The following is a 26,981-nucleotide window of genomic DNA, read 5'->3' as shown; positions in this document are numbered from 1 at the left end:
CGATGCAGATCCTGATCCTTGGAGGAACGAGCGAGGCACGCCAGCTTTGCCAGGCGTTAGAGTCTCGGCACGGTCATCATATCATTTTTTCATTGGCGGGGGTCACAAACTCGGCACTTCCCGTCCCTTCTGAAAAGCGGATCGGCGGATTTGGTGGCGTTGACGGGCTCACGACCTATCTCGGCGCCAACGGGATCGATGCGGTCATTGACGCCACCCATCCTTTTGCCGCGCAAATGAGCCGCCATGCCGTCGAGGCCGCAAAGCGATGCGCCCTTCCCTTACTGCGTCTGTCCCGACCGGCATGGAAGGCGTCGCCAGGGGCACGGTGGCGGCACGTCGACAGCATCGACGCGGTACCAGCCGTTCTGGGTGAAACGCCTCGTCATGTCTTTCTCACCACGGGGCGCAAGGACCTCGCCCCGTTCATGATGACCCCGCACCGCTATCTCCTGCGCAGCATCGAAACGCCGACTCTGTCTCTTCCGTCTCGTACGACCCTGATTCTGGCGCGGGGCCCCTTCTCGCTGGATGACGAGATCGCGCTCATGACGCAGCACGGGATCGAGTGTCTCGTGACGAAAAATGCCGGCTCGGATGCCACTGCTGCCAAGCTCGATGCTGCAAGACAGCTCGATCTTGAAGTGATCATGGTCGATCGCCCTGTCCTGCCGCCTGCGCAGGAATGCGAGAGCGTCGGGGAAGCTCTCGACTGGGTCGCACAGAACGCGCGTCAGGGAACCCGACGCAGCGTATAGAGCCAGGGGATCTGACCCGGTCGCTTTATCTGCTTCGTATGGGCGCAGCCGATCAGCACAAGCGTGCTCATATCGGCGCTTTCCCCTCTCGCCTGAGACAATGTCGTGCTCAGCACATGCTCGGTGGGACGTCCGATCGCACGCGCGAATACAACCGGGATCTCTCCCGGCAGCACATCGCGCAGCGCTGCCAGGCCCAGATCGAGCTGCCCCGGTCGCGCCAGAGAGCGAGGGTTGTAGAGCGCGATCACAAGCCCCGCCTCTGCGGCAAGGCGCAGACGCCTGATCACGACGTCCCAGGGCTTGAGATTGTCGGAAAGAGAGATGACACAGAAATCGCCGCCCAGAGGCGCACCAAGCCGTGCCGCCGTTGCCAGTACCGCGGTCACACCGGGAATGACCCTGATATCGATCCCGCGCCAAGCCTCGGGCCCTTCAGCCACGGCCTCGAACACGGCACTGGCCATGCCGAACACACCGGCATCACCACCAGAGACCACCACCGGCACCCGCCCCTGCATGGCAAGCTCCAGCGCATGGCGGGCGCGGCCCAGTTCCTCACGATTATCAGTCACATGGGGCACAGCCTGATCTGCTGCGCCAAGTATCACAGCCCGCGTGACATAAAGCCCGTAACCGAGCAGATCGGTCGCCTGTGCCAGAGCCTCACGCGCTTCCTGCGTGACCTGGTCTTCTGCGCCCGGCCCAAGTCCCACGATGAAAAGACGAGGTGTCATCGGGCGCGTTTGCGGCCAGGCACCAGCACCATCGAGAAATAGGGGGCCTTTTCCGGGGCCTGATCGAGCGGCAGACAGATCTGCCCGCTCTGCGTGCCACGCTCGACATAGACCGCCTTTTCATCCCGGCCGCTTCGATGCAATGCCGCACGCACCTTTGCGAAATTCCGGCCCAGCTTCATGATGACATGCGCGTCGCCCCGACCGAGCCAGTGCGCGAGGCTCTCTTCATCCAGCGTGGCAGGCAGCACGCTCAGCACGTCATCGCCATGCACCATCGGCAGGTGCGCCGCCGACCAGCAACCGCTCATGCCCGAAATTCCCGGTACGATCTCACAGCGATAGGCGGGACTGAGCCGGTCGAACAGATACATCGCCGAACCGTAAAGGAAGGGATCGCCCTCGCATAAAAGAGCGACCTGCCGCCCCTCAGCGAGCTCCTTTGCGAGATCCCGGGCGCAGGCATCATAAAAAGCCCCCATCTCGGCGAGATAACGCGGGTCTTCAACCGACACGCCGGTGGTAAAGGGGTAGTCAAAGCGCAACTCACGCGCATTCCGGGGGATATGCCCGTCTGCAATCACACGCGCATGTCCGGGTCGGCCGCAGGCGGCAAACCACGCCACCACATCGGCTTCCGCCAGAAGACGCACTGCCTTGAGAGTCAGTAATTCAGGATCACCCGGCCCCATGCCGAGGATGCGACAGACACCGCTCATTCTGTCTCGCTTGCGAGTGCGTTGACGCAGGCAGCCGCCATGGCGCTCCCGCCCAGCCTGCCGCGAACGACGACCCAGGGAATTTCGTCGAGCACTGCCAGAGCCTCCTTGGATTCTGCCGCACCGACAAAACCCACCGGCATGCCGATGATCGCCGCCGGGCGTTTGCCGCCACGCTCGATCAGCTCGAGAAGGCGAAAAAGTGCCGTGGGGGCATTGCCGATCGCCACCAGCGCACCATCGAGATCATCCCCCCAGAGATCGACCGCAGCAGCCGAGCGCGTATTGCCTATGAACGTAGCGACTTCAGGCGTTCGCTTGTCCCGCAGGGTGCAAATGACCTGATTGGCCGCAGGCAGCCGGGCACGGGTCACACCATGCGCCACCATTTCCGAATCACACAAAACCGGCTTGCCCGCGAGGAGAGCGTTTCGCGCCGCCGGGACAAAGTCAGGCGAGAAAGACAGATGACGCGTCACCTCGACCATGCCGCAGGCGTGGATTACCCGCACGGCCACACGCGACTGATCCGGCGTGAACCCGGAAAGATCGGCTTCTGCCCGTATCGTCGCAAAGGATCGTGCATAGATTGCCGCCCCGTCGCGGATATAATCATAGCTCCCCTCGGTCATGGGCGGCTTTCTTCCTTCCTGTCTTTCCCGGCGGGATCGTCCCGATGCAGACGCCTTCGCACGTCCTCGATGCCAAGGCCAGTCTCGACCGGTCGGTCAGCCACTGTGCCATTCCAGATGAGATCATAACCTGTCTCGCGCGCGACGAGGGTCACATTGCTCTGACCGCGCAAGGCACAGCCCTTCGCGCAACCCGATACATGCAGACTGCGCCCCAGAAGGGCCGGAGCGAGAAAAAGCGCATCCTTGCGGGTCGGGCTGAGCGCCTGATGACAGCTTCCCTCACCGGGACAGGCAATCAACGCACGACGCAGATCCTGCGGGTTGCTCATCAGATCGGCGGCTTCAATCCGGCTTTCCAGAATCAGGCCACGCCAGGGGGTAACCCGCGTCGTGGCGCCTGTCGCTGCCAGAAGGGCACAGCTCTGGCTGCCGATTTCGCCGAGAACGGCTTCCACCCCGAAACAACCCGGAAGAAATGCCCCCATGAGAGCTGGTCTCTTGCCGGTGAAAGGCGATGCCTTATGCAATGCCCTCCCCTCCATCCGTTGCCTGCAGGACGCTGCGAGGCACTCCATCACAAGGGCAACAGCCCCTTGCCTGTCTGTCGCCTGAGATACGGCACCATGATGGAGCACCCATGAGCCGCTTTCATGACGCAGCATCACGTCGGCGCGCATGGCGCCCGACGGCACGAGCCCTCCCCCATCGACAACCACGCCGAATTTCTCAGGGGGATGCCAGTCGAAGCCCGATGCCGTGACTGCCGCCTCGATCTCACGCGCCAGAGCCAGCGTGTCAGGGGCGCAGGCAGGGTCACGCCCTGCCAGAGGAGACATGAAAAGCACGCGACGGCGGAATTCGCGCTGCGGGTCAGCAAGACCCAGCCCGGCCTCGGCCGCTTGCAGCGCAAAACGGCGCGCCGCTTCTTCCTGAAAGCCGCGCAATTGTAGATTGCCGCGCAGGGTCAGGGTGATGCGTCCATTCCCCTGTCGCGCTGCCATATCAGCCAGAAACGACAGCTGCGCCGGGCTAAGCCCCTCAAGATCGGGCGTGACACGTACGAGCCACCCGTCATGGGTCTGCATGGGGGCATGAAGGCTTGGGCACCAGCCTTTTCGCATCGGGTTACGGCTCATCCCCGCCTGATAGCGCCCAATGCAGGATCGTGCTCACAAAAAAAGCTGCATGCCTTGCGACATGCAGCTTTCTCTATGCCTGCAGAGGCAGAACTGACTCAGGGAAGCTGGGTCGGCGCTGCAACCGGCAGAGGCGAAGCAACGATCAGAGCCTGGCTGTGCTGCACCAGAGTGCTGGGGCAGATACCCAGTAGAATGGTGGCGCAGGCAAGAACCGTGATCAGCGCGGCATTGACCGGCGTCGGCGACGTTACCTCGGCATGAGCCTCGCGACCGGCAGGTGCCGGGGTCAGCATGATCAGGATCAGACGCAGATAGTAGAACAGGCCGATCGTGCTGCTCAGGATAAGCACGAGAAGCAGAAGGGTCTGATGCGCCGATACGCCGGCTGCCACGATATAGAACTTCGCGAAGAAGCCGACTGCGGGCGGAATACCAGCCAGCGAAACCAGCATGACAGACATTGCCAGAGCCGCAGCGGGCTTGCGACGGAACAGACCGTGCCATTCGCGGATATCCGTACCCTGCGGCAGAACACCGTTCATGATGGCAAACACGCCAATGGTCGAGATCGCATAGGCCGCCAGATAGAAAGCAGCCGACGCCACGCCAAACGGAACCGGTGACAGGAAGGCCACCAGCAGATAGCCCACATGCGCGATCGACGACCCTGCCAGCAGACGGCGCAGATCGGTCTGCACCACGGCCATCAGGTTACCACCCAGCATGCTGAGGATGGCCACGATCAGGATCTCGTTGACCTGTGCGCTGGGCACACCGAGATTGACGGACGAGAAATAGCGCAGCATCGCGGCGAAAAGTGCGATCTTCGAGGTAACCGCCACGAGAGCTGCCACCGGCACCGAGGTGCCTTCAAGCACATCAGCCAGCCAGAGATGAAACGGCACGGCGGAAAGCTTGAAGAACATACCCGTCAGAACCAAGATCACGCCCATCGTGCCGATAATCGGCTCGGGAGCATGCGACAGATCCGGAACAGCGAAGCGCAGCGATCCGGTTTCGGCATAAATGAGCGCGAAACCGAAAACCATCGTGGCCGATGCCACACCGGAGAGCAGCAGATATTTCATCGCGGCTTCACCGGCATCCAGACGCTTGTTCTGGAAGGCGATCAGACCAAGCAGGGCAAGGCTGAGCGTTTCGAGGCCGAGGAAGAACGAGATGAAATGAACGGCGCCGGTCATGGCAACACCGCCCAGCGTCGCCAGCGTCAGCAGCAGGAAATACTCGCTGTTGACGGTCGGGTCAGCGCTGATCGCGCCATGGCGCGACATCAGAACGATGGCAAGCACCGAGAGAATGATCAGCGCACCGGCAAAGGAGGCCCATGTATCGGGCGCAAAAAGCGGCAGCGCCCCGTTCATGAGAAGGGCTGTCGGCATCATGATCGAGGCTAGGGCGGCTACGAGCACGATGACGCACAGAATGGCATCACGGGCGACATGACGCCGCCAGGAGATGGCGGCCAGCTGGACCAGGCTCCCGAGGCAGAGCACCAGCACAGCGTTGGGAAGGAACGAGAAAGACATTACTGTGCCTGCTCCTGAGCGATGCTCACGACATGGGGGCTGGCAGGGACTGAAAGATTCAGAACCGGCTGCGGATAGACACCAAGCGCAAGGAGAAGAAGGGCTGCCACACCAAGAACGGCGATATGCGGCACGGAGGGCGCACCAAGCGGAGCGAGGCTTTCGGTCTTCTTGGGGCCGTAGAACACACGAAGCATCATCGTGAGCGAATAGACCGACGAGAGAACGAGGCCTGCTGCTGCAAAGAACGTCATGACATGGCTGACCTGCCACGTTCCCATCAGCACAAGGAACTCACCAACGAAGTTCCCTAGGCCCGGCAGGCCAAGCGACGCGGCAGCGAAGAACATGGCGAGCGCCGAGAATTGCGGCATGGCAGGCCAAAGGCCACCCATCTTCGACATGTCACGCGTGCCCAGACGCTCTTCCAGCAGACCGGCGATCACGAAGAGCGCGCCAGTGCTCAGACCATGCGCCACCATCTGGGCGATAGCGCCCTCCATACCGATGCGCGTGCCAGAAAACACACCCAGCAGAATGAAGCCGAGATGGCTGATGGACGAATAGGCGATCAGGCGCTTGATATCGTCCTGCGCCACAGCAAGCCATGCGCAGTAGAGAATACCGACAACGCCAAGCGTCATGGCAAGCGGTGCGATATGCGCCGATGCCTGCGGGAACAGCATGACCACGAACCGGATCAGACCGTAGCCACCCGTCTTGGCCAGCACACCGGCAAGCAGGATGCTCACCGCAGCCGGAGAGGCCGCATAGGTGTCAGGCAGCCAGGCATGGAAGGGCACCATCGGCAACTTCACCGCAAAGGCGATGAAGAAGCCGAGCATTAGAACCGGTGCGATCGGTGCGATGAGGGCGGTCTGCGACAGGGCAAAGTAATCGAAGGTGATCACGCCCGTGCGCTGCTGGTTGACGATGACCAGGCCAAGAATGGCCAGAAGCATCAGCAGACCGCTGCCCTGTGTGAACAGGAAGAACTTCAGCACGGCGCGCTGACGACCGGCATCGCCCCAGATCAGGATGAGGCCGAACAGCGGCAGCAGCATCAGTTCCCAGAAGAAGAAGAACAGGAACAGATCGGTCGCCATGAACACGCCGTTGATCCCGGCCACGGTGGCAAGAAGCAGGCAGTGGAACAACCCGGCGCGATCGGCCACGTTCCGCGCGCTGAGCAGCACGCAAGGCAGTGCGATCACCGCGTTCAGCCAGAGCATGACGAGGCTCAGCCCGTCGAGATCGAACCGTACGTTGATACCGAGCATCGGTACCCAGGCCATGGAGAAATGGGCGAACCATCCTCCCGCCCCGGCGCCAGCAGCAAAGCTGCTGATCGTGATCTGGGCGAGGAGCACCACCATGAGCACAAGGGTAATCAGGGAAGATACCCAGGCGGCGCGTGAAGCGCCCCGCAGCCCGACAAGCCAGGCTGCGAGACCCCCGATGAAGGGGATAAGTACGAGAGCGGGAAGTGCAAACATCATCATACCGCCAGACAAAGAGCTGCAACCGTTCCTGCTGCGATCCAGCCGGCATAGCGACGCACCTGGCCGCTCTGCAGCTTCGCAACAGCATGTCCGCTGCCCTGCGTCAGGGCTGCAACCAGATCATAGAAACGATCGATGAAATCACGACGGTTCAGGCGCCCAAGCACCATGAACGGCCGCACGAAGACCCAGTCATACAGCGTGTCGAAACCCCAGTCGGCGCGCAGCGTCGCGATGGCAGGGCTTTCGGCAGCAACCGGTGCTTCGCCCTTGGGGCGCCACAGCGTCCAGGCGATGGTCACACCGGCGATCGGCACGAGCGAGCCGAGAATGAGCAGGCTGGTATTATGCTCTTCAGGCAGTGCGCCCAGAACAGGCGCCAGCAGGTTGGAGAAGATATGCACGTTTGCAATGGCATCCGGCATTTCCATCCAGCCACCGCCGATGGCCAGAACTGACAGGATTGCCATCGGGAGTGCCATCGCCAGACCTGACTTGCCATGAGCATGGGTGCGATGAGTGCCCCAGAACACGATGAACACGCAGCGGAAGATATAGATGGAGGTCAGGAAGGCGCCAAACAGCGCACCCGCCCAGAAGATCGGGCTCAGATCATAGGCGCTGCCCAGAATGAGCTCCTTGGAGAAATACCCGGCCGTGATGAGCGGCAGACCAGCCAAAGCGGCCGATCCGGCAAGGAACGCAGCAAACACCCAGGGCATGTCCTTGCGCAGACCACCCATCTTGAAGATGTCCTGCTCGTGATGGACACGCAGAATGATCGATCCTGCCGCCATGAAGAGCAGCGCCTTGAAGAAGGCGTGGGTCACGAGATGGAACATGGCTGCATGCCAGGCGCCGCAACCGAGCGCCAGATACATGTAGCCAAGCTGGCTCATGGTGGAATAAGCGAGGATACGCTTGATGTCCGTCTGGACCAGCGCGCTGCCAGCGGCGAGCAGAATGGTCACGAAGCCGACGATTGCGCAGGCCAGCATGGCCAGCGGCGTCATCACGAACAGACCATGCAGTCGGGCCAGAAGATAGACACCTGCCGTGACCATTGTTGCAGCATGGATGAGCGCCGAAACAGGCGTCGGGCCTGCCATGGCGTCAGGCAGCCAGGTCTGGAGCGGCACCTGTGCCGATTTGGCCATGGCACCACCCAGCAGCAGGAACATGCCCAGCGTCAGGGTGCGCGGAGCGGCATGGGGGCCGACAGCCAGAAGCGTCGGAATATCCAGCGAGCCAACGGCGGTCGCCATCAGCAGCATGCCCAGCAGGAACAGCGCATCACCGACACGCGTGACCACGAAGGCCTTGCGCGCTGCGATGGCATTGGCCTGTTCGCCATACCAGAAGCCGATGAGGAGATAGGAGCACAGCCCCACGCCTTCCCACCCGATGAAGACGCCCAGCAGATCGGAAGCCAGAACCAGCAGAAGCATGGAGGCCACGAAGAGCGTCATGTAGGTGAAGAAGCGCGCGATATCCTCGTCGTCATACATATAGGCGCAGGCATAGACGAGAATGAGGAAGCCAACGCAGGAGACGACCAGCATCATGACCAGCGAAAGCCGGTCGAGAGTCAGTGCGATCTGGGCGTTGAAGGAGCCAACATTCATCCAGTTCCACAGCACGACGTGCAGCGAACCGAGCGAATTCGGGCCGGAGAGAAAGCTGTAGGCCGACACCACGGCAAACAGGGCGCAAAGCCCCATTCCGGCGCCAACGAGCAGCGTCGTGGCCCGTGCGGGCAGCTTGCCCCCGGTCAGCATCAGGATGATGGAGACCGCAAGGGGGCAGAAAATAACGAGCGGAAGCAGCGAAGCCACGAGACTAACCCCCCAGACGGTTGCCGGTATCGGCATCAAGCGTGGAGCGTCCGGCAGCATGCATGCGCAGGATGATGGCCAGACCGACAGCGGATTCCGCTGCGGCAAAGGCCACGACCATCATGAACATGACCTGGCCATCCGCCATATGCCAGCGATTGCCCGCCGCGATAAACGCGAGGCATGCGGCATTGAGCATGATTTCGGTCGACATCAGCATGAAGAGCAGGTTGCGGCGCACGAGGACGCCCAACGCTCCGAGTGAAAAGAGAATGACAGCGACAATGAGCGCGCCATTGGGATCGGCAGCAGTCATATCAGGATTTCCCTCCGATCCGGCGGCCGATGTGATAGGCGCTCACGAGACCTGCCAGAAGCAGGAACGAGGAAAGCTCGACGGTCAGGATATAGGGGCCATACAGCGTCAGACCGACCGCCTTGGGGCCGATTGGCGCACCCACCGTACCAACGGCCATGGTGTTATGGCTGACGCCATAAACCAGCAGACCCATCAGCAGCAGCGAGATCACGCTTGGGCCGATCCAGGCGCCGCCTGCAAACCAGCCTTTTTCACGAAGCTGATCGGGCTGGCCGAGATTGATCATCATGACCACGAAAACGAACAGGACCATGATCGCGCCGGCATAGACGATGATCTCGAGCATGGCCGCGAAAGGCGCGCCCAGCTCTTCGAACATGCAGGCCAGAGCCAGAAGCGACACGACGAGATAAAGCAGGCCGTGAACGGGGATGGTGCGGGTAATCGCCAACGCAGTCGCGCCGATGGCGATCAACCCATAGAGTTCAAGCATGATATTCATGATCAGGGCATCAGCGCATGAATGTCGACAGGCTTGGCTTCATTTTCGGCTTCACCTTTATTCTTGCCCGGGATCTTGAGCCCCGAAACATTATAGAAGCTGTAATCATGTACCTTGCCGGGTCCGCTGATCAGGAGGTCTTCCTTCTCGTAAACCAGGTTCTGGCGCACATATTCGCTCATCTCGAAATCGGGCGTGAGCTGGATGGCATAGGTCGGGCAGGCTTCCTCACAGAAACCGCAGAAAATGCAGCGTGAGAAATTGATCTGGAAGAATTCCGGATACCAGCGCCCTTCCTTCTCGCCTTTCTGCAGGCTGATGCAATCCACCGGGCAGGCCGCGGCGCAAAGATTGCAGGCCACGCAGCGCTCTTCACCGCTGGGGTCGCGGGTGAGAACGATACGGCCGCGATAGCGGGGGGACAGGTAGGGTTTGACGTCCGGATACTGCACCGTTTCATTGCGATGAAACATGTGCAGGAACGTCATCCATATAGTGCGGAGAATACCGAGCATGGCGCGCCCCCTCTCAGACGCCCGCGCGCAGCAGAATGACCGCGCCGGTGACCAGAATGTTAAGAAGAGACAGCGGCAGCAGCACCTTCCAGCCGAAGGACATCAGCTGGTCGTAACGCGGACGGGGGAGTGCTGCACGCAGGAGAATGTAAAAGCAGATCAGCAGGAAGACCTTGATCGCAAACCATAGGAATGGCGGCAGGAACGGGCCATGCCAGCCACCGAGATAGAGCGTGGTGATCAGAGCCGAGCTGAGCGCAACACCGGCATATTCAGCCAGATAGAACATGCCGAATTTCATGCCCGAATATTCGGTATGAAAACCGGCGCCGATTTCGTTTTCGCCTTCAGGGAAATCGAAAGGCAGACGATGCGTTTCAGCAATACCGGCCAGCAGAAAGATCACCGCACCGAGGCATTGCGGGATGATGAACCAGCAATTGGTCTGCGCTTCGACGATATCACGAATGCTGAACGAACCGGCCGCCATGACTACGCCCATGACCGAGAGACCCATGAACACTTCATAGGAGATCATCTGGGCGGCGGCACGCATGCCGCCGAGCAGGGCGTATTTATTGTTGGACGACCATCCGGCGAGAACCACCGAATAGACGCCAAGACCCAGCATGCCGAAGATAAAGAGCAGGCCGACATTCAGCTCACCCGCCACACCCCAGATAGGGGTAATGGGCACGACGCCAAAGCAGAGCAGAACGGCCAGAAAGCCGATGATCGGTGCGACAAGAAAGACCGGCTTGTCCGCAAAAGGCGGAATCCAGTCCTGCTTGAACAGCATCTTCATCGCATCGGCGATGACCTGAAAAAGGCCGAACGGGCCGACGCGGTTGGGGCCGGGGCGATCCTGGAACACGCCTAGCAGGCGACGCTCCAGCATGGTCGAGACCGCTGCAACGCCGAGAACGCCAAAGACGGTCACGACGATCACAAGAATTGGCCACACGATGGGCATCATACCGCGCTCTCCGTTCCAATACGCTCGGCAGGCGCCGTGATTTCAAGAGAAACCCAGCCCGGTGCCGACCAGGAGCGGGACACCATATGCGGCGGGCATGTGGCGACACCTTCGGGCAGAGAAGGATCAGACACGGCATCGACCGTGAAGACCTCGCCATTCAGCGACAGACGTACCTGGGCGCCCTTGGCCACGGCCCCACCGATACGCACCACCGCAGGGGCGGCGCGCTCGACGATTGGCTGGGCCATCATGCTCATTTCATCCGTACCAAATACACGGGCTTCCGGCAGAAGCATGAACTGACCGGCGCGAGGAGCGAAAGCCGATGGCACGTCCATGGCGTAGGAACCAGCCGCGTTGGCCACCCCTTCCACCAGACGCACACCGCAATCGCCACCGCGCATCTTGCCGCCGATTTCCTGCTGGAAGCGGTTCAGCGACTGCTCGGAGTTCCAGCCAGGTACCTGATAGAACGGCACAAGCGTGCCGGGCATGTCAGTGCTGTAGGAGCCTTCCATGGTGGAATGCAGCGGTGTGTCGGGCGAGCTCGGGGGCGGAATATCGCGAACACTGATATTGGCACGGATGGCCGTGCGCCCGCTGACGCGATGCGTCTGGCTGCGCAGCGGTGTGCCCTCGAGCTCATAGTCCGAACCCGGTGCTGCCTCGGGGATGCGGGCGAAAACCGGCATCGTCGTCGCGATTTCAGCGATCAGATCATCCAGCTTGCCCCAGGGCTTTACATGGCTGAGACCAGCGGCCTGCGCCATGTCGGCAATCCAGCGCCAGCCTGCCTGAAGCGGCGCATCAGGATAGACAACCTGGAAGAAGCGCTGGGCGCGACCTTCGGCACTGACCAGCGTGCCATCCGTTTCGGAATAGGCTGCCGAGGGGAAGGTAACTTGTGAACGAATGGCCGTTGGCGTAACCGAGTGATCGAGCACCACCAGATTGGCGGCACTTTCAACCAGCGCATCGAACTGCGCGCCATCGAGGCGGCGGCTCAGATCGTTTTCGAGAACGATCAGCGTGGCATCGGCAGAGCGGGCAGCGATCGTGTCGAGCGAGAGCCCGTCCATAAGCGCGAGGCCCATGGAGTTGGCTTCCGGCAGGACGAAGCTGATGAGCGGCGTCTTGCCCTTGGCGGCCAGGGCAGAGGCGATGTTCGCCGTTGCCTGAAGCAGGGCTGCGGAAGCGTATTGCAGGCCCGAGACCAGCAAGGGCTTTTCGGAGGCCAGCAGGGCTTCAGCAATAAGCGAAGCGGAAGCCGCCTCGGCCTCGGTGAGACCGGCCACATCGGGAGCCGACGTGTCGATGCGATGCGCAATGGCAAAGCCGAGACGCGCGGCATCTTCCGGCATGGCGCGGATGGCATCCTGCGCAAAACCATCCAGATCGGTCACGGTGGGCGATACCACGAAGAGCGGCGAGATCGTGTCCTGACCCAGCGTACGCACCGAGGCGTCCATCCAGTGAGGGACACGGGCCTGATCAGCTGCCTTGTTGAAGGCCGTGCGCTTGATCTGGCGCAGCGCCAGGCTCATGCGTGGTGAGGTTGCCGAGACATCCTCACCCAGGATCAGGGCGCCGTCAGCGGTTTCCATCTCATGCATGGTGGCGATGCGCGCCGGGCCAGCGGCCAGAAGCGACACGGCCAGCTTGACCAGGCTGTGCTGCGGCTCGGCCATGCCGGTCGAGAAGTTCTCGGCACCGACGAGCTTGCGCAGGGCGTAGTTGGATTCCAGCGAGGCGCGCGGCGAGCCGATGCCCACCAGCTTGCCCGAAGCCGCGATCTTGCCGAAATGATCCAACGCGGCCTGGGCCGGTACCGGTGTCATGTCGCCATTGATCACATAACCAGCCGAACGCAGGCGCGTCGGGGCATTGACCCAGCCATGACCGAAGCGACCGCGATCGCACAGGAAGTAGCGGTTCACCTCATCATTATAGCGGTTGAGCGTACGGCGAACCTTGCCGGCGCGCTCATTGATGATGGTGTTGCAGCCTGTTGCGCAGTTGGAGCAGACGGACGGGGCGCCGCGCATGTCCCATTTGCGGCTGTACATCTTCGAGAACGGCTTGTCGGTGAACACGCCGGTCGGGCAGACCTCGATGAGGTTGCCGGAGAAGGGGCTCTCCAGCGTGCCGCTCTCATGGCGTCCGAAATAGACGTTGTTATGCGAGGCAAACACGCCCAGATCCTGGCCGCCCGCATAGTCACGATAGAAGCGCACGCAACGATAGCAGGCGATGCAACGGTTCATTTCGTGCTTCACGAAAGGACCGAGTTCCTGATTGTTGTGGGTGCGCTTGTCGAAGCGATAGCGACGCTCGCGATGACCGGTCATGACGGTCATGTCCTGAAGATGACATTCACCACCTTCTTCACAGACCGGGCAGTCATGCGGGTGGTTCGTCATCAGCCACTCGACCACCTCGCCGCGGAATTCCTTGGCTTCAGGGTCTTCAACCGAGATGATCGCGCCTTCAGTCACCGGCGTCATGCAGGCCATGACGATACGACCGCGTGTGTCGTCGGCATTGGCATATTGCTTGACCGCGCACTGACGGCACGCACCGACAGACCCGAGTTCCGGGTGCCAGCAGAAATAGGGCAGGTCTTCCCCTGCCTCGAGACAGGCCTGCAGAAGGTTCACGTCTGAACGTGCTTCAACCTCGCGGCCGTCGATTACGATTTTTGCCATCGGGCCGTTCCTCCTACGCCGCCTGCCCTGCGGCGCCGCTCTCTGCGGTGCCGGAGGCGGGCTTGCTAACCATTCGCTGGAAATCCTCGGCGAACATCTTCAGACCGCTGGCCAGAGGCGCGATCGCACCCGGTGCATGGGCACAGAAAGTGCGCCCCATCGGGCCGATCAGGCGGGCTGCGTCATGGAGGCGATCGATATCCTCCGGCGTGCCGCGCCCTTCCTCAATGGCAATCAGAAGACGCTCGACCCAGGGCAGGCCGTCACGACAGGGCGTGCACCAGCCACAGGATTCCTGCGCAAAGAAATGCTCGAGATTGCGGATCATCCCGATCGGGCTGGTCCGGTCATCGAGCAGGATGGCCAGACCCGTACCGAGGCGGCTGCCCGCCTTTTCCGGCGTCGGGTAGTCCATGATGATGTCGGCGTGCTCGGCCCCGAGGAATGCGGTCGAGGCACCACCGGGCAGGAAGGCGCGCAGCTTGTAGCCGTCCTGCATGCCGCCTGCACACTCATTCAGGATCACGCCGAGCGACGTGCCCAGAGGCAGCTCGAACACACCCGGACGCTTGGCACGACCACTGACACCGTAAAGCTTGGTGCCGCCATCGACGCAGGCGCTCAGCCCCAGATACCACTCTGTGCCATTGGCCAGAATATGCGGGATGTTGCTGAAGGTCTCGATATTGTTCACGACCGTCGGCGCGCCCCACAGACCACCGATCTGCGGGAAAGGCGGCTTGGCGCGCGGGTTGGCGCGACGGCCTTCCAGCGCCGTGATCAGGGCCGTTTCCTCACCGCAGATATAGCGCCCGGCAGAGGGATGGACGTGAAGATCGAAATCGAAGCCCGAGCCGAGAATGTTCTCGCCAAGGAACCCGGCCTCGCGCGCCTGGATGACCGCCTGCTGAAGGCGCTCCAGACCCAGATGATATTCACCACGCAGGAAGATGATGCCGTGCCGTGCCTGGATGGCATAGGCCGAGATGATCATGCCTTCGATGAGCTGAAGCGGATTGCCTTCGACAAGGATGCGATCCTTGAAGGTGCCCGGCTCCATCTCGTCACCATTGGCGACGATATATTTGAGGCGGTCCTTCGAGGATTCCTTGGGAACGAAGCTCCATTTCATGCCGGTGCTGAAACCGGCGCCGCCGCGTCCGCGCAGCTTGGAATCCGTCACCTCGGTAATGATCTCGGCGGGGCTCATGCCGAGGGCGCGACGCAGGCCGCGCCAGCCGCCCTTTTTGTCATAGCCTGCCGGATCGAGCGGCGTCTCGCGATCCACAAGCGCCAGAAGCGGCTGCTTTTCGGGGTTCAGACCAGTCATCACTTCTTCCTCGCCCGAATGTCGTCAATGATGCCGTCAATGTCTTCCGGGCGGACAGGACCGAACAGATCCTTGCCGACCAGCATGGCCGGGGCGTGGTCGCAGTGACCGAGGCAGACGATGGGCAGAACGGTGAATTCACCATCCGGCGTCGTCTCGCCCATTTTCACGCCCAGCTTCTTGCACAGGCGTTCGCGTGTCTGTTCAGCGCCCATGATGTAGCAGGAGACGGAGTCACAGAGCATGACCACGTTCTTGCCGACCGGCTTGCGGAACAGCAGGTTGAAATAGGTGGCAATCCCGTCGAGATCGGCCTGGGACATGCCCAGGATGCGTGCCGTATGGGCGAGATGCGCGTCGTTGATCCAGCCGAAACGCTCCTGCACGAGGCGCAGCGCCTCGATGGCGGCGCCACGAGGGTGATGCTCGTGGGCGGCCATGTCGATGAACGTATCGACGAGATCCTGAGGGAGTTCGGCGTCCTGCGCCGTAAGTTCAGCGGTCGACATCGGCCATCACAAAATCGATGCTTCCGATAATAGCGATCAGATCGGCAATCATGGTGCCGCGTGACAGCATCGGAAGCTGTTGCAGATGAATGAACGACGGTGTGCGGATACGCGTCCGGTAGGACATCGTGCCGCCATCGCTCACGAGGTAATACTGGTTGAGACCCTTGGTCGCCTCGATGCAGGAGCGCACTTCGCCCTGCGGAATGACCGGCCCCCAGCTGACGCCCACGAAGTGATGGATGAGCGTCTCGATGTCATGCATCGTGCGCGGCTTCGGCGGCGGCATGGCCAGGGGATGCTCGGCCTTATAGGCCCCGCCCGGCATGTTATCGAGGCAGTAGCGGATGATGCGCAGGCTCTGGCGGATCTCTTCGATATGCACCGCAGCGCGATCATAGCAATCGCCGTTGACGGCCGTCGGAATATCGAAGTCGATCTGGTCATAACCCGAATAGGGAGCCTTACGACGATAATCCCATTCCAGACCCGTGGCACGCAGCCCCGGCCCCGTCACACCCCAATCCACTGCCTCTTCGGTATTGTAGACGCCAACGCCCTTGGTGCGGGCCTTGAAGATCGGGTTCTTCATGACGAGTTCGTTGTACTCGTCCAGACGCTTGGGCAGATAATCGAGGAAGGCGCGAACCTCGCCATCCCAGCCCTGCGGCAGATCCATCGCCACGCCGCCGATGCGGAAGAAGGCCGGATGCATGCGGAAGCCGCAGATCTTTTCGATGATCTCGAAAACGCGCTCGCGGTCGGTGAAGATGTAGAAAACCGGCGAGAGCTGGCCCAGATCCTGCACCATCGTTCCGTAGAACACGAGATGGCTGGAGATACGGAAGAACTCGGCCAGCATGATGCGAATGAGCTGAGCGCGCGGCGGCACGGTGATGCCTGCCAGCTTCTCGACACCCATCACATAGGGGAAGTTGTTCATCACCCCGCCGACATAGTCGATACGATCGGTATAGGGGATGTAGCTGTGCCAAGTCTGGCGCTCGGCCATTTTCTCGGCGCCGCGATGGTGGAAGCCGATATCGGGCACCGCATCGACAATGAACTCGCCCTCGAGCTGCAGCACGACGCGGAACACGCCATGGACCGAAGGATGGTTCGGGCCGAGATTGAGGAACATGAAATCGCTGTTGTCGGAATGACGCTTCATACCCCAGGATTCGGGGTCGAATTTCAGCGCTTCCTGCTCGTCGAAAACCTGGTCTTCGGAGAGCGTATAGGGCGGACGCTCGGTCGCACGGGCGTAATGGTCCTTGCGCAGCGGATGCCCGACCCAGGTGGGCGGGGTCAGGATGCGCGAGAGATGCGGATGCCCCTCGAACACGACGCCGAACAGATCCCAGGCTTCACGCTCCAGCCAGTTCGCATTCGGCCAGATATCGGAAATGGTCCCGATATTCGGATCATCGACCGAGAGCGGCACCTTGAAGCGGACTTCGTCGATCGGACCGTTGAAGGACTGGATGTGATAGACAACCGTGAAATCAGAAGCCGGAAGACCATCACGGTGAATGCGCTGACGCTCATCCACGCAGGTGAGGTCGAGCAGCATGCGCAGCGTGCCGCCGGCCTTCACCGCCTGCAGCACGGCGCGGATCTGGCCACGCGAGACCCAGAAGGTCGGCACGCCATCGCGCGTCGACTCTTCCATGATGATCATGTGCGGGGGGAAGGCAGCCACGGCGGCGCCCATGACGCCGGAACGGGTTTTTTCGAAAACTTCGCTCATTGCTGTCCGCTCCTCAGATCGTGTCCGGGGTGCGCAACTTGGTGACCGCCATGCGTTCTTCACGCTTGAGGTCACGCATGCTGGCCGGGGTCACCTTGGTCACGCCCTGATCACCAACCATCCAGCTGAGCGGGCGGCGCTGCTTGCCAATGGAGTCCTGAAGCAGCATCAGCCCTTCGAGAAGCGCATCGGGGCGCGGAGGGCAGCCAGGCACATACACATCGACGGGAAGGAAGCTGTCGACGCCCTGAACGACACTGTAGATGTCATACATGCCGCCCGAATTGGCGCAGGAACCCATGGAAATGACCCAGCGCGGCTCGAGCATCTGGTCGTAGAGATACTTCACGATGGGGGCCATCTTGCGGAATACCGTGCCTGCGATCACGATCAGATCGGCTTCACGCGGCGTCGCACGCAGCACTTCGGAGCCGAAGCGGGCAATATCGTAGCGGCTGGTGAAGGCCGTCGCCATTTCCACATAACAGCAGGAAAGGCCGAAATTGAACGGCCAGACCGAGTTCTTCTGACCCCAAGAAATGAAATCCTGCAGCTTGCCGACCACAAGATTGCGACGCACATCCTCATGCGCCAGCAATTCTTCAGGTGACTGCAGACGGGGTTCGCCGACGGCGGAGGTAAGAGTCCAAGTCATCGTTATACGACCTCGCGCTCGGGGATTTTGACAAGTTCGACGGGGGAGTTGGGCGGCACCTTGACCGGCATGCGGCGGTGCTTGGGGCCCCATTCAAGAGCACCACTGCGCCAGAGATAGATCAGAGCGAGCGTCAGAAAGACGACAAAGGTCGTAACCGAGATGAAGGCGGCCCAGCCTGCCTCGACCACCACGGAGGCCCATGAGTAGATGAACACGCTTTCAACGTCGAAAATCACGAAGAACACGGCCAGCAGATAGTACTGAACCGGCAGACGGATACGCGCTGACCCTGTTGAGAGGATACCTGACTCGTAGGGCAGGCTCATCGACCGCCCGCGTGCAGCACCGACGCGGCGAGGCCCAAGAGCAGCAGACAGCGCCACCACGATGCAAAGGAAAATGACCGTAAAGGCCACGTAGATCGCTAAAGCATGATCTGCGAGAAACTGAGACACTGGCGCAACCACCTATTCCCGACGGGACCAATGGCCAAAGTCCACCAGAACGCCGAAACGCCCGAACGGAACTAAAAAGCCAATGGTCGAGAGGTTTTTTCTGCGCCATTGCCTAGCATCACATCAAGTGCCTGCCTATCACCTGACCGAGAACACACGAAGCCGTGATCAATTAGGTATTGGTGTGGTCCTCTTTTTGTTGATACTGATTATCAACTTCCGTGCCGGGTTTTTGAGAAGTATCGACACTTAGTTGATACTGATTCTCAACTGAAACCTTTATCGCGATATATTACCTGGTCCAGATATTGACCGGCCCTGATCAGCGCCAGATGGGTGAAAGCCTGCGGAAAATTGCCCAGATGCTCGCCTGCCGGGCCGATTTCCTCTGAAAACAGGCCGACATGGTTGGCGTAGGACAGCGTCTTGTCGAACAGGAAACGCGCCATCAGCAGATCGCCCGAGCGGGCCAGGCATTCGATGTACCAGAAGGAGCACATGGTGAACGTGCCCTCACGCCCTTCCAGCCCGTCATCATTATTGCCTTCCGCCACATGGTAACGAAAGACATGGCTGTCATCGAGCAACTGGTCACCTACGGCGCGCAGAGTCGAGGCCCATCGCGGATCGTGATCGCCAATGAAACCCATGAGCGGCATCAGCAGGCATGAGGCGTCAATCGCGGTGCCTCCCTTGTACTGGACGAAATATCCCAGTTCCTCGCTCCAGAAATTATTCTGGACATCCATGTAGATGGCATTGCGCTCGCGCACCCAGACGGCAATCCTGGCAGGAAATCCGCGCTCTTCCGACAGACGAATGGCCCGGTCCAGTGCAACCCAGCACATGATACGCGAAAAAAGGAAATGTTTTTTCCCGCCCCTTACTTCCCATATACTTTCGTCTGGCTGATTCCAGTTGAGGCACAGCCAGTCAATACCTTCGGCAATTGACTCCCATGCTTTCCAGCTCAGCCGCTCACAATGACGATCGGCATGATAAACGGCGTCCATCATCTCACCGATGATATCGAGCTGAAGCTGGTCTTCCGCCCCGTTACCGATGCGCACAGGGCGCGAGTTACGGAAGCCTCTGAAATGGGTCAGATCCGTCTCGGGCACGAAAGCCTTGCCATCAATGGCATACATGACCTTCAGACGTGCTTCGCCGGGCTGAGCCTCGAGGCGACGCTGGTGCAACCAGCGAATGAAGGCGGTTGCCTCTTCAGTATGGCCCGTTTTCATGAAGGCATAAACCATGAAAGACGAGTCGCGGACCCAGCAGTAGCGGTAATCCCAGTTGCGTATGCCACCGGGGTCTTCCGGCAGACCGAACGTCGCAGCAGCGACCATCGAGCCATGCTCTGCCGAGGTCAGCAGCTTGAGCGCTAGGGTCGAGCGCGTGATCTGGTCGTGCCAGCGGCCGTGATAGCTCGCACGCGCCACCCAATCGATCCAGTAATTGGCCGTCGCCTTGAACGCAGTAGAGGTCCAGTGGTCTTCGAGGCAGAGATTTTCGTCGGTCGTGAGGCTGTCGAGCATGAACGTCGCTGTTTCGTTCAGCTGCAGCACGAACTCGGCGCAGGCATCGCCCTCGACCACCGTCATGGGAATGGTCGAGCTGATGCGCAGGGTCGGCAGGTCGTCGCGCATCGGCTCGAACAGGATCACGCGGTCATTCAGCACGCGGGCCTTGTGGCCGACCCGGGCATAATCGAAGCGCGGGGCGCAATGCAGCCGGAATTTCAGCGTGCCACGTATCGCTTTCACCCGCCGGATCACGCGCTGTTCGGGATAATCCGGAGCCAGCGTCATGAAATCGGAGATCTCACTCACACCTTCGGGCGAGAGTACGCGTGTCAGCAGGACATTGGTGTCAGGCACGTAGAACTGGCGGAACCTGCCCCCTTCAAGCACAGGTGCGAGCTCGAAGAACCCCGCACTCGGCTCGAGAAGCGAAGCGAAAACGCTTGGGGAATCAAAACGCGGCCAGCACATGAAATCGATCGAACCGTTGAGCGCGACCAGAGCGGTCGTACGCAGATCGCCGATCACGGCATGATTTTCGATTGCCATACTCATCGTCAGTTCTTTCGACCGAGGCCCTTTTACGGAGACCTTGTTTTGGAAAACAGGCTTATCGACCCGGCATTCTTACCTGCCGGGCAATAAAAGCACAGGATTATTTGACCGGAATCCAGCGTCTTCCGTCACGCTCAAGCAAGGCCATCGCCTCGTCGGGCCCTTCAGAGCCAGCCTTATAGGGATACGGCGCCTCAGGTGTGACGATCGCGTCAATCGCCCTCCAGGCCGCCTCGATGGTCTCGGCACTCTGAAAGAGCATCTGATTGCCCGCCATGCAGTCATGCAGCAATGCCTCGTAGCCGACATTGGGAGCCTTCCTGAAGAAGTCGTCATACAGAAACCGACTGCTTACCGGCGCAATCTCTTCTTCCAGACCGGGCTGCTTCGCATCGAAATCGATCGAGACACCCCGCACCGGGTCGAGCAGAAAACGGATGACATTGCCGATACGTGGGTCGTCCATGTTCTGATTGAACAGGGCATAAGGTGGCTTTTTGAAGACAACATTGATTTCAGTGCGTCGGCCTGACATGCGCTTGCCGGTGCGCAGATAGAAAGGCACACCGCCCCAGCGCCAGTTATCGATGAACAGCTTCATGGCAGCAAAAGTCTCGGTCTGGCTGTCAGCTGCGACACCGGGCTCGCTGCGATAGTCGGGCACCGATCTCCCCTCGATCTGACCCGCAGCATATTGCCCCGGCACATAATCCTCATCCCGTATCGGGCGTATAGCTTGCAGCAGCCGCGTCTTTTCCTGCCTCACGGCATCAGCCGAGAGCGACGACGGGGGCTCCATCGCGATCAGGCTCAGCAGGACAAAAAGATGATTGGGCACCATGTCGCGCAACGCGCCCGTATGTTCGTAAAATGCCCCGCGCTGCTCGACGCCGATCGTCTCGGCAGCGGTGATCTGCACGTGATCGATATACTCACGACGCCAGATCGGCTCGAACAAGACATTCGAGAAGCGGGCAATCATGATGCCCTGATTGGCTTCCTTGCCGAGAAAATGATCGATCCGGTAGATCTGGCTTTCATCGGCCTGGGCGCGCAGCACACCATCCAGTTCACGTGCCGAGGCGAGATCGCGACCGAAGGGCTTCTCGACAATGAGACGACGGAAGCCGCGCCCCTCCTTCAGCAGACCACCCTGCCCCAGCCCGGTCGCGATGCGAGCGAAGAAGCGCGACGCAACGGCGAGGTAGAAGATAACATTCCCGGCACCAAGCGTTTCACGCAACGTGGTGTAGATGTCTGCCTGAGTGAAATCGCCCGACAGATACAGCGCGCCAGACGTCACACGATCCCAGACCGCCCGGTCGAGATGGGGGCATGAGAACTCTGCGGAAGGGTCTTTTGCATCCTGCTCGGCCAGTGAGAACAGTTTTGCGGCCCAGTCCTTTCCGGTTTGCTCGGCACGATCGACGGCGATGATCTGAAAATCGGCGGGCAGTGCGCCAGCCACAGCGAGATCATAGAGAGAGGGAAGAAGCAGACGCCGGGTCAGATCGCCACCGGCGCCGAAGATGACCAGCTTGCAGGGCTGTGGCTCGGACGCATTTCCCAGAGCATTGCCAAGCTGTTCAGTAGTGGTCGACATGACGTTTCTCCCTCTGACTCAATGAGCAGGAGGGAGAAAGCCTATCACGGCAAATAGATCACCGAATTATTTTACATATCTCAAACAATATTGTGATCAGGCGTGGCGGGGACTGTCACCGCCAAGCTGCCGGATTGTTGCATCTTCGGGTTTGTCTTGCGGGAACTGCGTTTCCCAGCCGCCACCCAGGGCATTATACAGATGCGCCAGATTGCTCGCGATCGTCGTGGTGCTGTCAGCAAGCTGCAATTGTGCCGAAAGCAGGTCACGCTGCGCCGAGAGCACGTTCAGATAGGTGGTCAGGCCGCTGCGATACTGCTCCTGCGCCAGATGCAGGGCGCGCTGCCCTGCGTCCACGGCACCCTGCAGCCCATCCCGGCGACGCTGCTCTTCACGATAGGCAATCAGCGCATTATCGACATCACGCCACGCACCCAGCACGGTCTGACGATAGGTAATGGCCGCCGCCTTCTGGGCATAGCGATTGAGCATCAGCTGGCCGCGCAGACGCCCACCCTGAAAGATCGGCAGGGAGATGGACGGGCCGATATTCCACGCGCGTGCATTCCAGAAACCGAGATCGCGGAAAGACAGCGATTGCAGCCCGAAATCGGCATTGAGCGTGATCTTGGGATAGAACTCGGCTTCTGCCTCGGCCACATTGGCCACAGCTGCATGAAGCTGCGCCTCGGCCTGACGAATATCCGGGCGACGCTGCGCCAGTTCCGAAGGTACACCGACCGGCACGCGAGGCGGCACAACCGGAATACCGGCCGTCCGTGTCAGCTCGTCATTGAGCGTGCCGGGAGGGGACCCCAGCAACAGGCTGATGGCATTGATCTGCTGTTCGATGCGCTGCTCGGTCTGGGCGATCTGCGCCGTGGTCGAGTCAAGCTGCGACTCTGCACTGGTGACGTCCAGCTCGGTCACGAGACCGGTTTTCTGACGCTCCTTTGCGAGCGAGAGTGTCTGGGCCTGCGTATCCCGATTGGCTTTGGTGATACGTAACTGCTCCTGAAGCCCGCGCAGCGTCAGATAGTCATTGGCCATATCGGCCTGCTGCGCGATCAGAATACCACGACGCTCTTCGTCGGTCGCCTGCAGATCGGCCTTGGCGGCTTCATACTGACGCGCCACACGTCCCCAGAGATCGACCTCATATTGCGCGTCGATGGAATATTTCCACTGGTTAAGCAGAGGAATCGTGGCGTCACCAACGCTCTGATCGAGCAGGGTCGCGCGCTGTTGACCGAGAGCCGCGCTGTTATCCTTTGCCACCCCGGAGAGAATACGCTGCAGCGACTTGGTGCTGTATTGCGAGCGCGTATACGAGCCGCTTGCCGAAAGACCCGGAAAACGCTCGGCGCCTGCCATCATGAGCTGGGCGCGGCTCTGTGCGAGCTGCGCTGCCGCACGCTGGATATCGAGGTTCTGGGTTGCCAGACGGGTTTCGAGCGAGGTCAGGGTCGGATCGTTGAAGATCTTCCACCAGTTCGGATCGGGCGCATCCGCCGTGGTCTGGCTGCCAGCCTGCCCCGAACGGGCATGCATGTCATACTGGCTGGGCGACCACAGATCGGGCTTCTGATATTTCGGCCCGACACAGCCTGGCAGGGTAAGCGCCATGGCGAGCGAAGCGCCGCTCAGCATCAGCGCGCGCGGGGAACGGCCTGTCTTCAAGGCGTGGCTCCAGAAAAGCATGAGATTAGTCATTAATGGGCACCTCCGGCCGGGCCTTTCTTGGCCACAGGGGAGAGCAGGAAGCAGAACGGCACGACGCAGAACGCCATGATCCCGATCACCATGAAGGTCTGGTTGTAGGCCACCATGGAAACCTGCTGCATGAAGCTCTGATAATAGCTGTGTATGGCGAATTGATGCGCCGATGATGAGGTCATGCCTGCATCGGTCGCCACCTTTTGCACCGTGTTGAGATAGTCCTGACCATTGGCATTATAGTCCGACGACCAATGGGCCATCAGGCTCTGCCTGATCTGCTTGGTCTCTGTAATGGCGGCTGTCGCGAGAGAAATGGCAAGCGAGCCGATATAGTTTCGCGACATGCTGAACATGGCCGATGCGTCGGAATTCAGCTCCTTGGGCAGGGTAGAATAGGCGATGGTCGAGATCGGCACGAACAGGAAGGCCAGAGCCGAAGTCTGGAAAATTCGATACTCCACCAGATGGGCATAGCTCGTCGTCGGCACGAGATGGGCCGAGTAGAACATCGCAAGCCCCATCAGGAAGAACCCGAAAGCAATCAGGTTACGTACCTGCACAAAGCCCATCAGCTTGCCGACGATGGGAATGAGACAGATGATCACCGCCCCGCCCGGCGCCAGCACCTCGCCTGAGATCGTGGCTGTATAACCAAGAACCTGTTGGGCGAACTGGGGCACGATAATGGCCGAGGCGTAGAGCAGCCCACCGACCATGGCCATCAGGAACGTACCCACCGCGAAATTGCGATCCTTGAAAATGGCGAGATTCAGAAGCGGATTCTTGGCCCGAAGCAGCCAGATGACGGCACCGACCACACCCGCCACACCCAGTACGGCCATGGTGATGATAAAGGGCGAGCCGAACCAGTCGTCATCCTCGCCACGATCGGCCATGATTTCGAGGCAACCCAGACCGAGCGAGATCAGGCAGATGCCGATCACGTCAACCTTCTCGCGCTTCTGCTTTTCCCATGGCGGATCTTCCACCAGGGCGGAAACACCGATCAGCGTCAGGATGCCGAAGGGCACATTGACGTAGAAGATCCAGCGCCAGGAATAGTTATCGACCAGATAGCCGCCGAGCAGTGGACCGAGAATAGGTGCCACAATGGTCGCGATGGCCGTCAGGCCAAAAGCCGCACCCCGTTTTTCCGGCGGGAAGGTATCGAGAATGATCGATTGCTGGTTCGGCTGCAGACCACCCCCGAAGAAACCCTGCATCAGGCGGAAGATGATCAGCATGGGCAGGCTCGTCGACAATCCACATAGGAAGGACGAGACCGTGAACATGGCAATACAGATAAGGAAATAGCGCTTGCGCCCCAGCAGCTTGCCGAACCATGCCGAGATGGTCAGCACGATACCATTCGCCACCAGATAGGAGGTGAGCGCCCAGGTGGCATCGTCATAGGAACTGCCGAGCGCACCCGAGATATGCGGGAGCGCCACGTTGATGATGGTGGTGTCGAGCACCTCCATGAAAGCGCCCAGCGTCACCACCACAGCAATCAGCCAGGGGTTCGCTTTGGGCTTCCAGCTGGAGTGGTCCTTGTTGTCGCTGGACGCATCGCTCATGGAATCGTCACCGTCGGCACGACAGAAACGCCCAGAGGCAGGGGCACATTCGGATCGAGCCCGCTATCGATCAGGATCTTGACCGGCACGCGCTGAACGATCTTCACGAAGTTGCCCGTTGCGTTCTCTGGCGGGAAGGCGCTGAACGCTGCACCGGCACCGAGCTGAATCGAGTCGACATGACCGTGCAGTGTGAGGTTCGGATAGGCATCGACCTCGATCTCGACATTCTGGCCGGGACGCATCTTGGTGATCTGCGTTTCCTTGTAGTTCGCCACCACCCAGACTTCAGGCTCGACGACCGAGAAAAGCTTCTGGCCGGTCTGAACGAAATCGCCCTGCTCGACATTACGCTGCGAGATCCAGCCATCATGCGGTGCGCGTACTTCGGTCCAGCCATAATTCAACTGAGCCTGAACGAGGTCAGCCTCGGCAGCCTTGAGCGCAGCGTTCTGCTGCTTCATGGTCGCTTCCTGATTCTCGATGTTCGGCTGGACGGGGGTTGCCTGCTGCAGCTCACCTTCTGCGCGCATCACTTCAGCATGGGCCTGATCGAGCGCGGCCTTCGAATAATCGATATCCTGCTGGGTGGTTGCTGCACGCGAGACGCTGTGCTGACGGCGATAATCCGTCTCGGCCTTGAAAAGCTGGGCCTGAGCCGAAGCCAGCGCACCCTTTGCCGCGATCAGACGACCGGGGAAGTTCTGCTTGGCCACCATGACCATCTGCGTGGCTGCCGCAAAATTGGCCTGAGCCTGAGCAATGCTTGCTTCTGCCTTGTGCAGCGAGGCGATGTAGTCGCGATCATCGATCTTGACTAGCAACTGGCCCGCATGAACGAACTGATTGTCGTTCACCAGAAGCTGCGTGACGTAGCCGTTTACATGCGGTGCAACAGAAATCTTGCGCCCCGCCGTATAGGCATCGTCCGTCTCGATCTGGTTTTTTGTCAGCAGCCAGTATCCCAGCCAGGCAATCGCAATAACGATAACGACCGCAATCAGAATGATACGCTTGAGAGGGCTGCTCTTCTTGCCGCCCTTCTTGCCACCCGCATCGTTCTTCTGCTCGTCATCACCCTGCGATGCGCGATTATCCTGATCGTCGCCCTGCGCCATGTGCATCCTCTCGCCGTTACCCCCTCTTTGCGGGGGCAACTCGGTTTCCGGGTCTCTCGACCCAACGTCTCATCGTCTGATCTGAAAATGACCGTTCGGTTCGGTCATGGACTAGCATAGCTATTTCGGGGCTTCAATCATCTGTTTCATAGAATGTCTTGCCCTCGTGAGCCTTCCTTGGCGCGCTCGACGCTGCCCGGCCTTCAACCTGTGGGCGCTCTCACGGTTGCGTGAAATTACGCTCGCAACCAACCCGCCTCGCGCATGTTACGGAAAAGCCACAACCTGA

General features: G+C 60.3%; 23 protein-coding genes. 1 reads left to right on the top strand and 22 read right to left on the bottom strand.

All coding sequences use genetic code 11. The annotated features are described in order from the left end of the window. Nucleotides 1–2 precede the first annotated feature (2 nt). Nucleotides 3–758, top strand: a complete 756-nt coding sequence (locus tag AAID99_RS13960) for a cobalt-precorrin-6A reductase (RefSeq protein WP_498494181.1) — start codon at nucleotides 3–5, stop codon at nucleotides 756–758. Here the strand turns inward: AAID99_RS13960 and cobJ are convergent. The 22 genes from cobJ to AAID99_RS13850 all read right to left on the bottom strand — a co-directional run bounded on the left by cobJ (nucleotide 734) and on the right by AAID99_RS13850 (nucleotide 26,692). Beyond that, nucleotides 734–1,495: a precorrin-3B C(17)-methyltransferase gene (gene cobJ / locus AAID99_RS13955; RefSeq protein ID WP_498494180.1), complete on the bottom strand. Its 762-nt coding sequence runs from the start codon at nucleotides 1,493–1,495 to the stop codon at nucleotides 734–736. The two genes, AAID99_RS13960 and cobJ, sit on opposite strands and share 25 nt — an antisense overlap. Next, nucleotides 1,492–2,214: a precorrin-2 C(20)-methyltransferase gene (locus AAID99_RS13950; RefSeq protein ID WP_498494179.1), complete on the bottom strand. Its 723-nt coding sequence runs from the start codon at nucleotides 2,212–2,214 to the stop codon at nucleotides 1,492–1,494. The genes cobJ and AAID99_RS13950 overlap by 4 nt, the downstream gene beginning before the upstream one ends. Continuing rightward, nucleotides 2,211–2,846 (bottom strand): precorrin-8X methylmutase, encoded by a 636-nt coding sequence (locus AAID99_RS13945; RefSeq protein ID WP_498494178.1) that lies wholly within the window; start codon nucleotides 2,844–2,846, stop codon nucleotides 2,211–2,213. Before AAID99_RS13945 ends, AAID99_RS13950 begins: the two co-directional genes overlap by 4 nt. Beyond that, the gene (locus tag AAID99_RS13940) at nucleotides 2,843–3,985 is read right to left on the bottom strand and encodes a ferredoxin-like domain-containing protein (protein WP_498494177.1); all 1,143 of its coding nucleotides are present in this window, start codon (nucleotides 3,983–3,985) and stop codon (nucleotides 2,843–2,845) included. Before AAID99_RS13940 ends, AAID99_RS13945 begins: the two co-directional genes overlap by 4 nt. Nucleotides 3,986–4,083: 98 nt before the next feature. After that, entirely contained in the window at nucleotides 4,084–5,535 is a 1,452-nt protein-coding gene (locus tag AAID99_RS13935) for an NADH-quinone oxidoreductase subunit N (protein WP_332350291.1), read from the bottom strand. Beyond that, a complete protein-coding gene (locus tag AAID99_RS13930; RefSeq protein WP_306414290.1) occupies nucleotides 5,535–7,037 on the bottom strand; it encodes a complex I subunit 4 family protein in 1,503 nt (500 codons plus the stop codon). The genes AAID99_RS13935 and AAID99_RS13930 overlap by 1 nt, the downstream gene beginning before the upstream one ends. Then, complete coding sequence (nuoL, locus tag AAID99_RS13925; RefSeq protein ID WP_188426841.1) at nucleotides 7,034–8,908, bottom strand: NADH-quinone oxidoreductase subunit L; 1,875 nt, start codon at nucleotides 8,906–8,908, stop codon at nucleotides 7,034–7,036. The genes AAID99_RS13930 and nuoL overlap by 4 nt, the downstream gene beginning before the upstream one ends. Continuing rightward, on the bottom strand, nucleotides 8,877–9,188 hold the full coding sequence (gene nuoK / locus AAID99_RS13920) for an NADH-quinone oxidoreductase subunit NuoK (RefSeq protein ID WP_025840349.1): 312 nt from the start codon (nucleotides 9,186–9,188) through the stop codon (nucleotides 8,877–8,879). The genes nuoL and nuoK overlap by 32 nt, the downstream gene beginning before the upstream one ends. A 1-nt stretch (nucleotide 9,189) precedes the next feature. Beyond that, nucleotides 9,190–9,693 (bottom strand): NADH-quinone oxidoreductase subunit J, encoded by a 504-nt coding sequence (gene nuoJ, locus AAID99_RS13915; RefSeq protein WP_023979430.1) that lies wholly within the window; start codon nucleotides 9,691–9,693, stop codon nucleotides 9,190–9,192. 2 nt (nucleotides 9,694–9,695) lie between these two features. After that, nucleotides 9,696–10,208: an NADH-quinone oxidoreductase subunit NuoI gene (nuoI, locus tag AAID99_RS13910; protein ID WP_025824399.1), complete on the bottom strand. Its 513-nt coding sequence runs from the start codon at nucleotides 10,206–10,208 to the stop codon at nucleotides 9,696–9,698. A 13-nt stretch (nucleotides 10,209–10,221) separates the two neighbouring features. Beyond that, a complete protein-coding gene (gene nuoH / locus AAID99_RS13905; RefSeq protein WP_188426769.1) occupies nucleotides 10,222–11,184 on the bottom strand; it encodes an NADH-quinone oxidoreductase subunit NuoH in 963 nt (320 codons plus the stop codon). Continuing rightward, nucleotides 11,181–13,892, bottom strand: coding sequence for an NADH-quinone oxidoreductase subunit NuoG (gene nuoG / locus AAID99_RS13900; protein WP_188426768.1), 2,712 nt, complete (start codon nucleotides 13,890–13,892; stop codon nucleotides 11,181–11,183). Before nuoG ends, nuoH begins: the two co-directional genes overlap by 4 nt. A gap of 13 nt (nucleotides 13,893–13,905) precedes the next feature. Next, on the bottom strand, nucleotides 13,906–15,222 hold the full coding sequence (gene nuoF, locus AAID99_RS13895) for an NADH-quinone oxidoreductase subunit NuoF (RefSeq protein WP_188426767.1): 1,317 nt from the start codon (nucleotides 15,220–15,222) through the stop codon (nucleotides 13,906–13,908). Then, nucleotides 15,222–15,731, bottom strand: a complete 510-nt coding sequence (gene nuoE / locus AAID99_RS13890) for an NADH-quinone oxidoreductase subunit NuoE (RefSeq protein ID WP_127101782.1) — start codon at nucleotides 15,729–15,731, stop codon at nucleotides 15,222–15,224. The genes nuoF and nuoE overlap by 1 nt, the downstream gene beginning before the upstream one ends. Then, nucleotides 15,718–17,445: an NADH-quinone oxidoreductase subunit C/D gene (gene nuoC / locus AAID99_RS13885; RefSeq protein ID WP_267310377.1), complete on the bottom strand. Its 1,728-nt coding sequence runs from the start codon at nucleotides 17,443–17,445 to the stop codon at nucleotides 15,718–15,720. The genes nuoE and nuoC overlap by 14 nt, the downstream gene beginning before the upstream one ends. Before the next feature lie 49 nt (nucleotides 17,446–17,494). Continuing rightward, nucleotides 17,495–18,136: an NADH-quinone oxidoreductase subunit B gene (locus AAID99_RS13880; protein WP_023979422.1), complete on the bottom strand. Its 642-nt coding sequence runs from the start codon at nucleotides 18,134–18,136 to the stop codon at nucleotides 17,495–17,497. Between the two features lie 2 nt (nucleotides 18,137–18,138). Continuing rightward, complete coding sequence (locus AAID99_RS13875; protein WP_267310258.1) at nucleotides 18,139–18,594, bottom strand: NADH-quinone oxidoreductase subunit A; 456 nt, start codon at nucleotides 18,592–18,594, stop codon at nucleotides 18,139–18,141. Between the two features lie 266 nt (nucleotides 18,595–18,860). Beyond that, complete coding sequence (locus AAID99_RS13870) at nucleotides 18,861–20,675, bottom strand: glycoside hydrolase family 15 protein (RefSeq protein ID WP_188426764.1); 1,815 nt, start codon at nucleotides 20,673–20,675, stop codon at nucleotides 18,861–18,863. A 100-nt stretch (nucleotides 20,676–20,775) separates the two neighbouring features. Next, nucleotides 20,776–22,278 (bottom strand): glucose-6-phosphate dehydrogenase, encoded by a 1,503-nt coding sequence (gene zwf / locus AAID99_RS13865; protein ID WP_498494174.1) that lies wholly within the window; start codon nucleotides 22,276–22,278, stop codon nucleotides 20,776–20,778. A 96-nt stretch (nucleotides 22,279–22,374) separates the two neighbouring features. Next, a complete protein-coding gene (locus AAID99_RS13860) occupies nucleotides 22,375–23,928 on the bottom strand; it encodes an efflux transporter outer membrane subunit (protein WP_498494304.1) in 1,554 nt (517 codons plus the stop codon). 62 nt (nucleotides 23,929–23,990) lie between these two features. Then, nucleotides 23,991–25,574: a DHA2 family efflux MFS transporter permease subunit gene (locus AAID99_RS13855; RefSeq protein WP_498494173.1), complete on the bottom strand. Its 1,584-nt coding sequence runs from the start codon at nucleotides 25,572–25,574 to the stop codon at nucleotides 23,991–23,993. Beyond that, nucleotides 25,571–26,692: an HlyD family secretion protein gene (locus AAID99_RS13850; RefSeq protein WP_498494171.1), complete on the bottom strand. Its 1,122-nt coding sequence runs from the start codon at nucleotides 26,690–26,692 to the stop codon at nucleotides 25,571–25,573. The genes AAID99_RS13855 and AAID99_RS13850 overlap by 4 nt, the downstream gene beginning before the upstream one ends. Nucleotides 26,693–26,981: the final 289 nt, after the last annotated feature.

The sequence above is a fragment of the Asaia sp. Ae19-3 genome, assembly GCF_059801175.1.
Note: the sequence above shows the minus strand (reverse complement) of the source record. Positions and strands in the feature narration are given on the sequence as shown.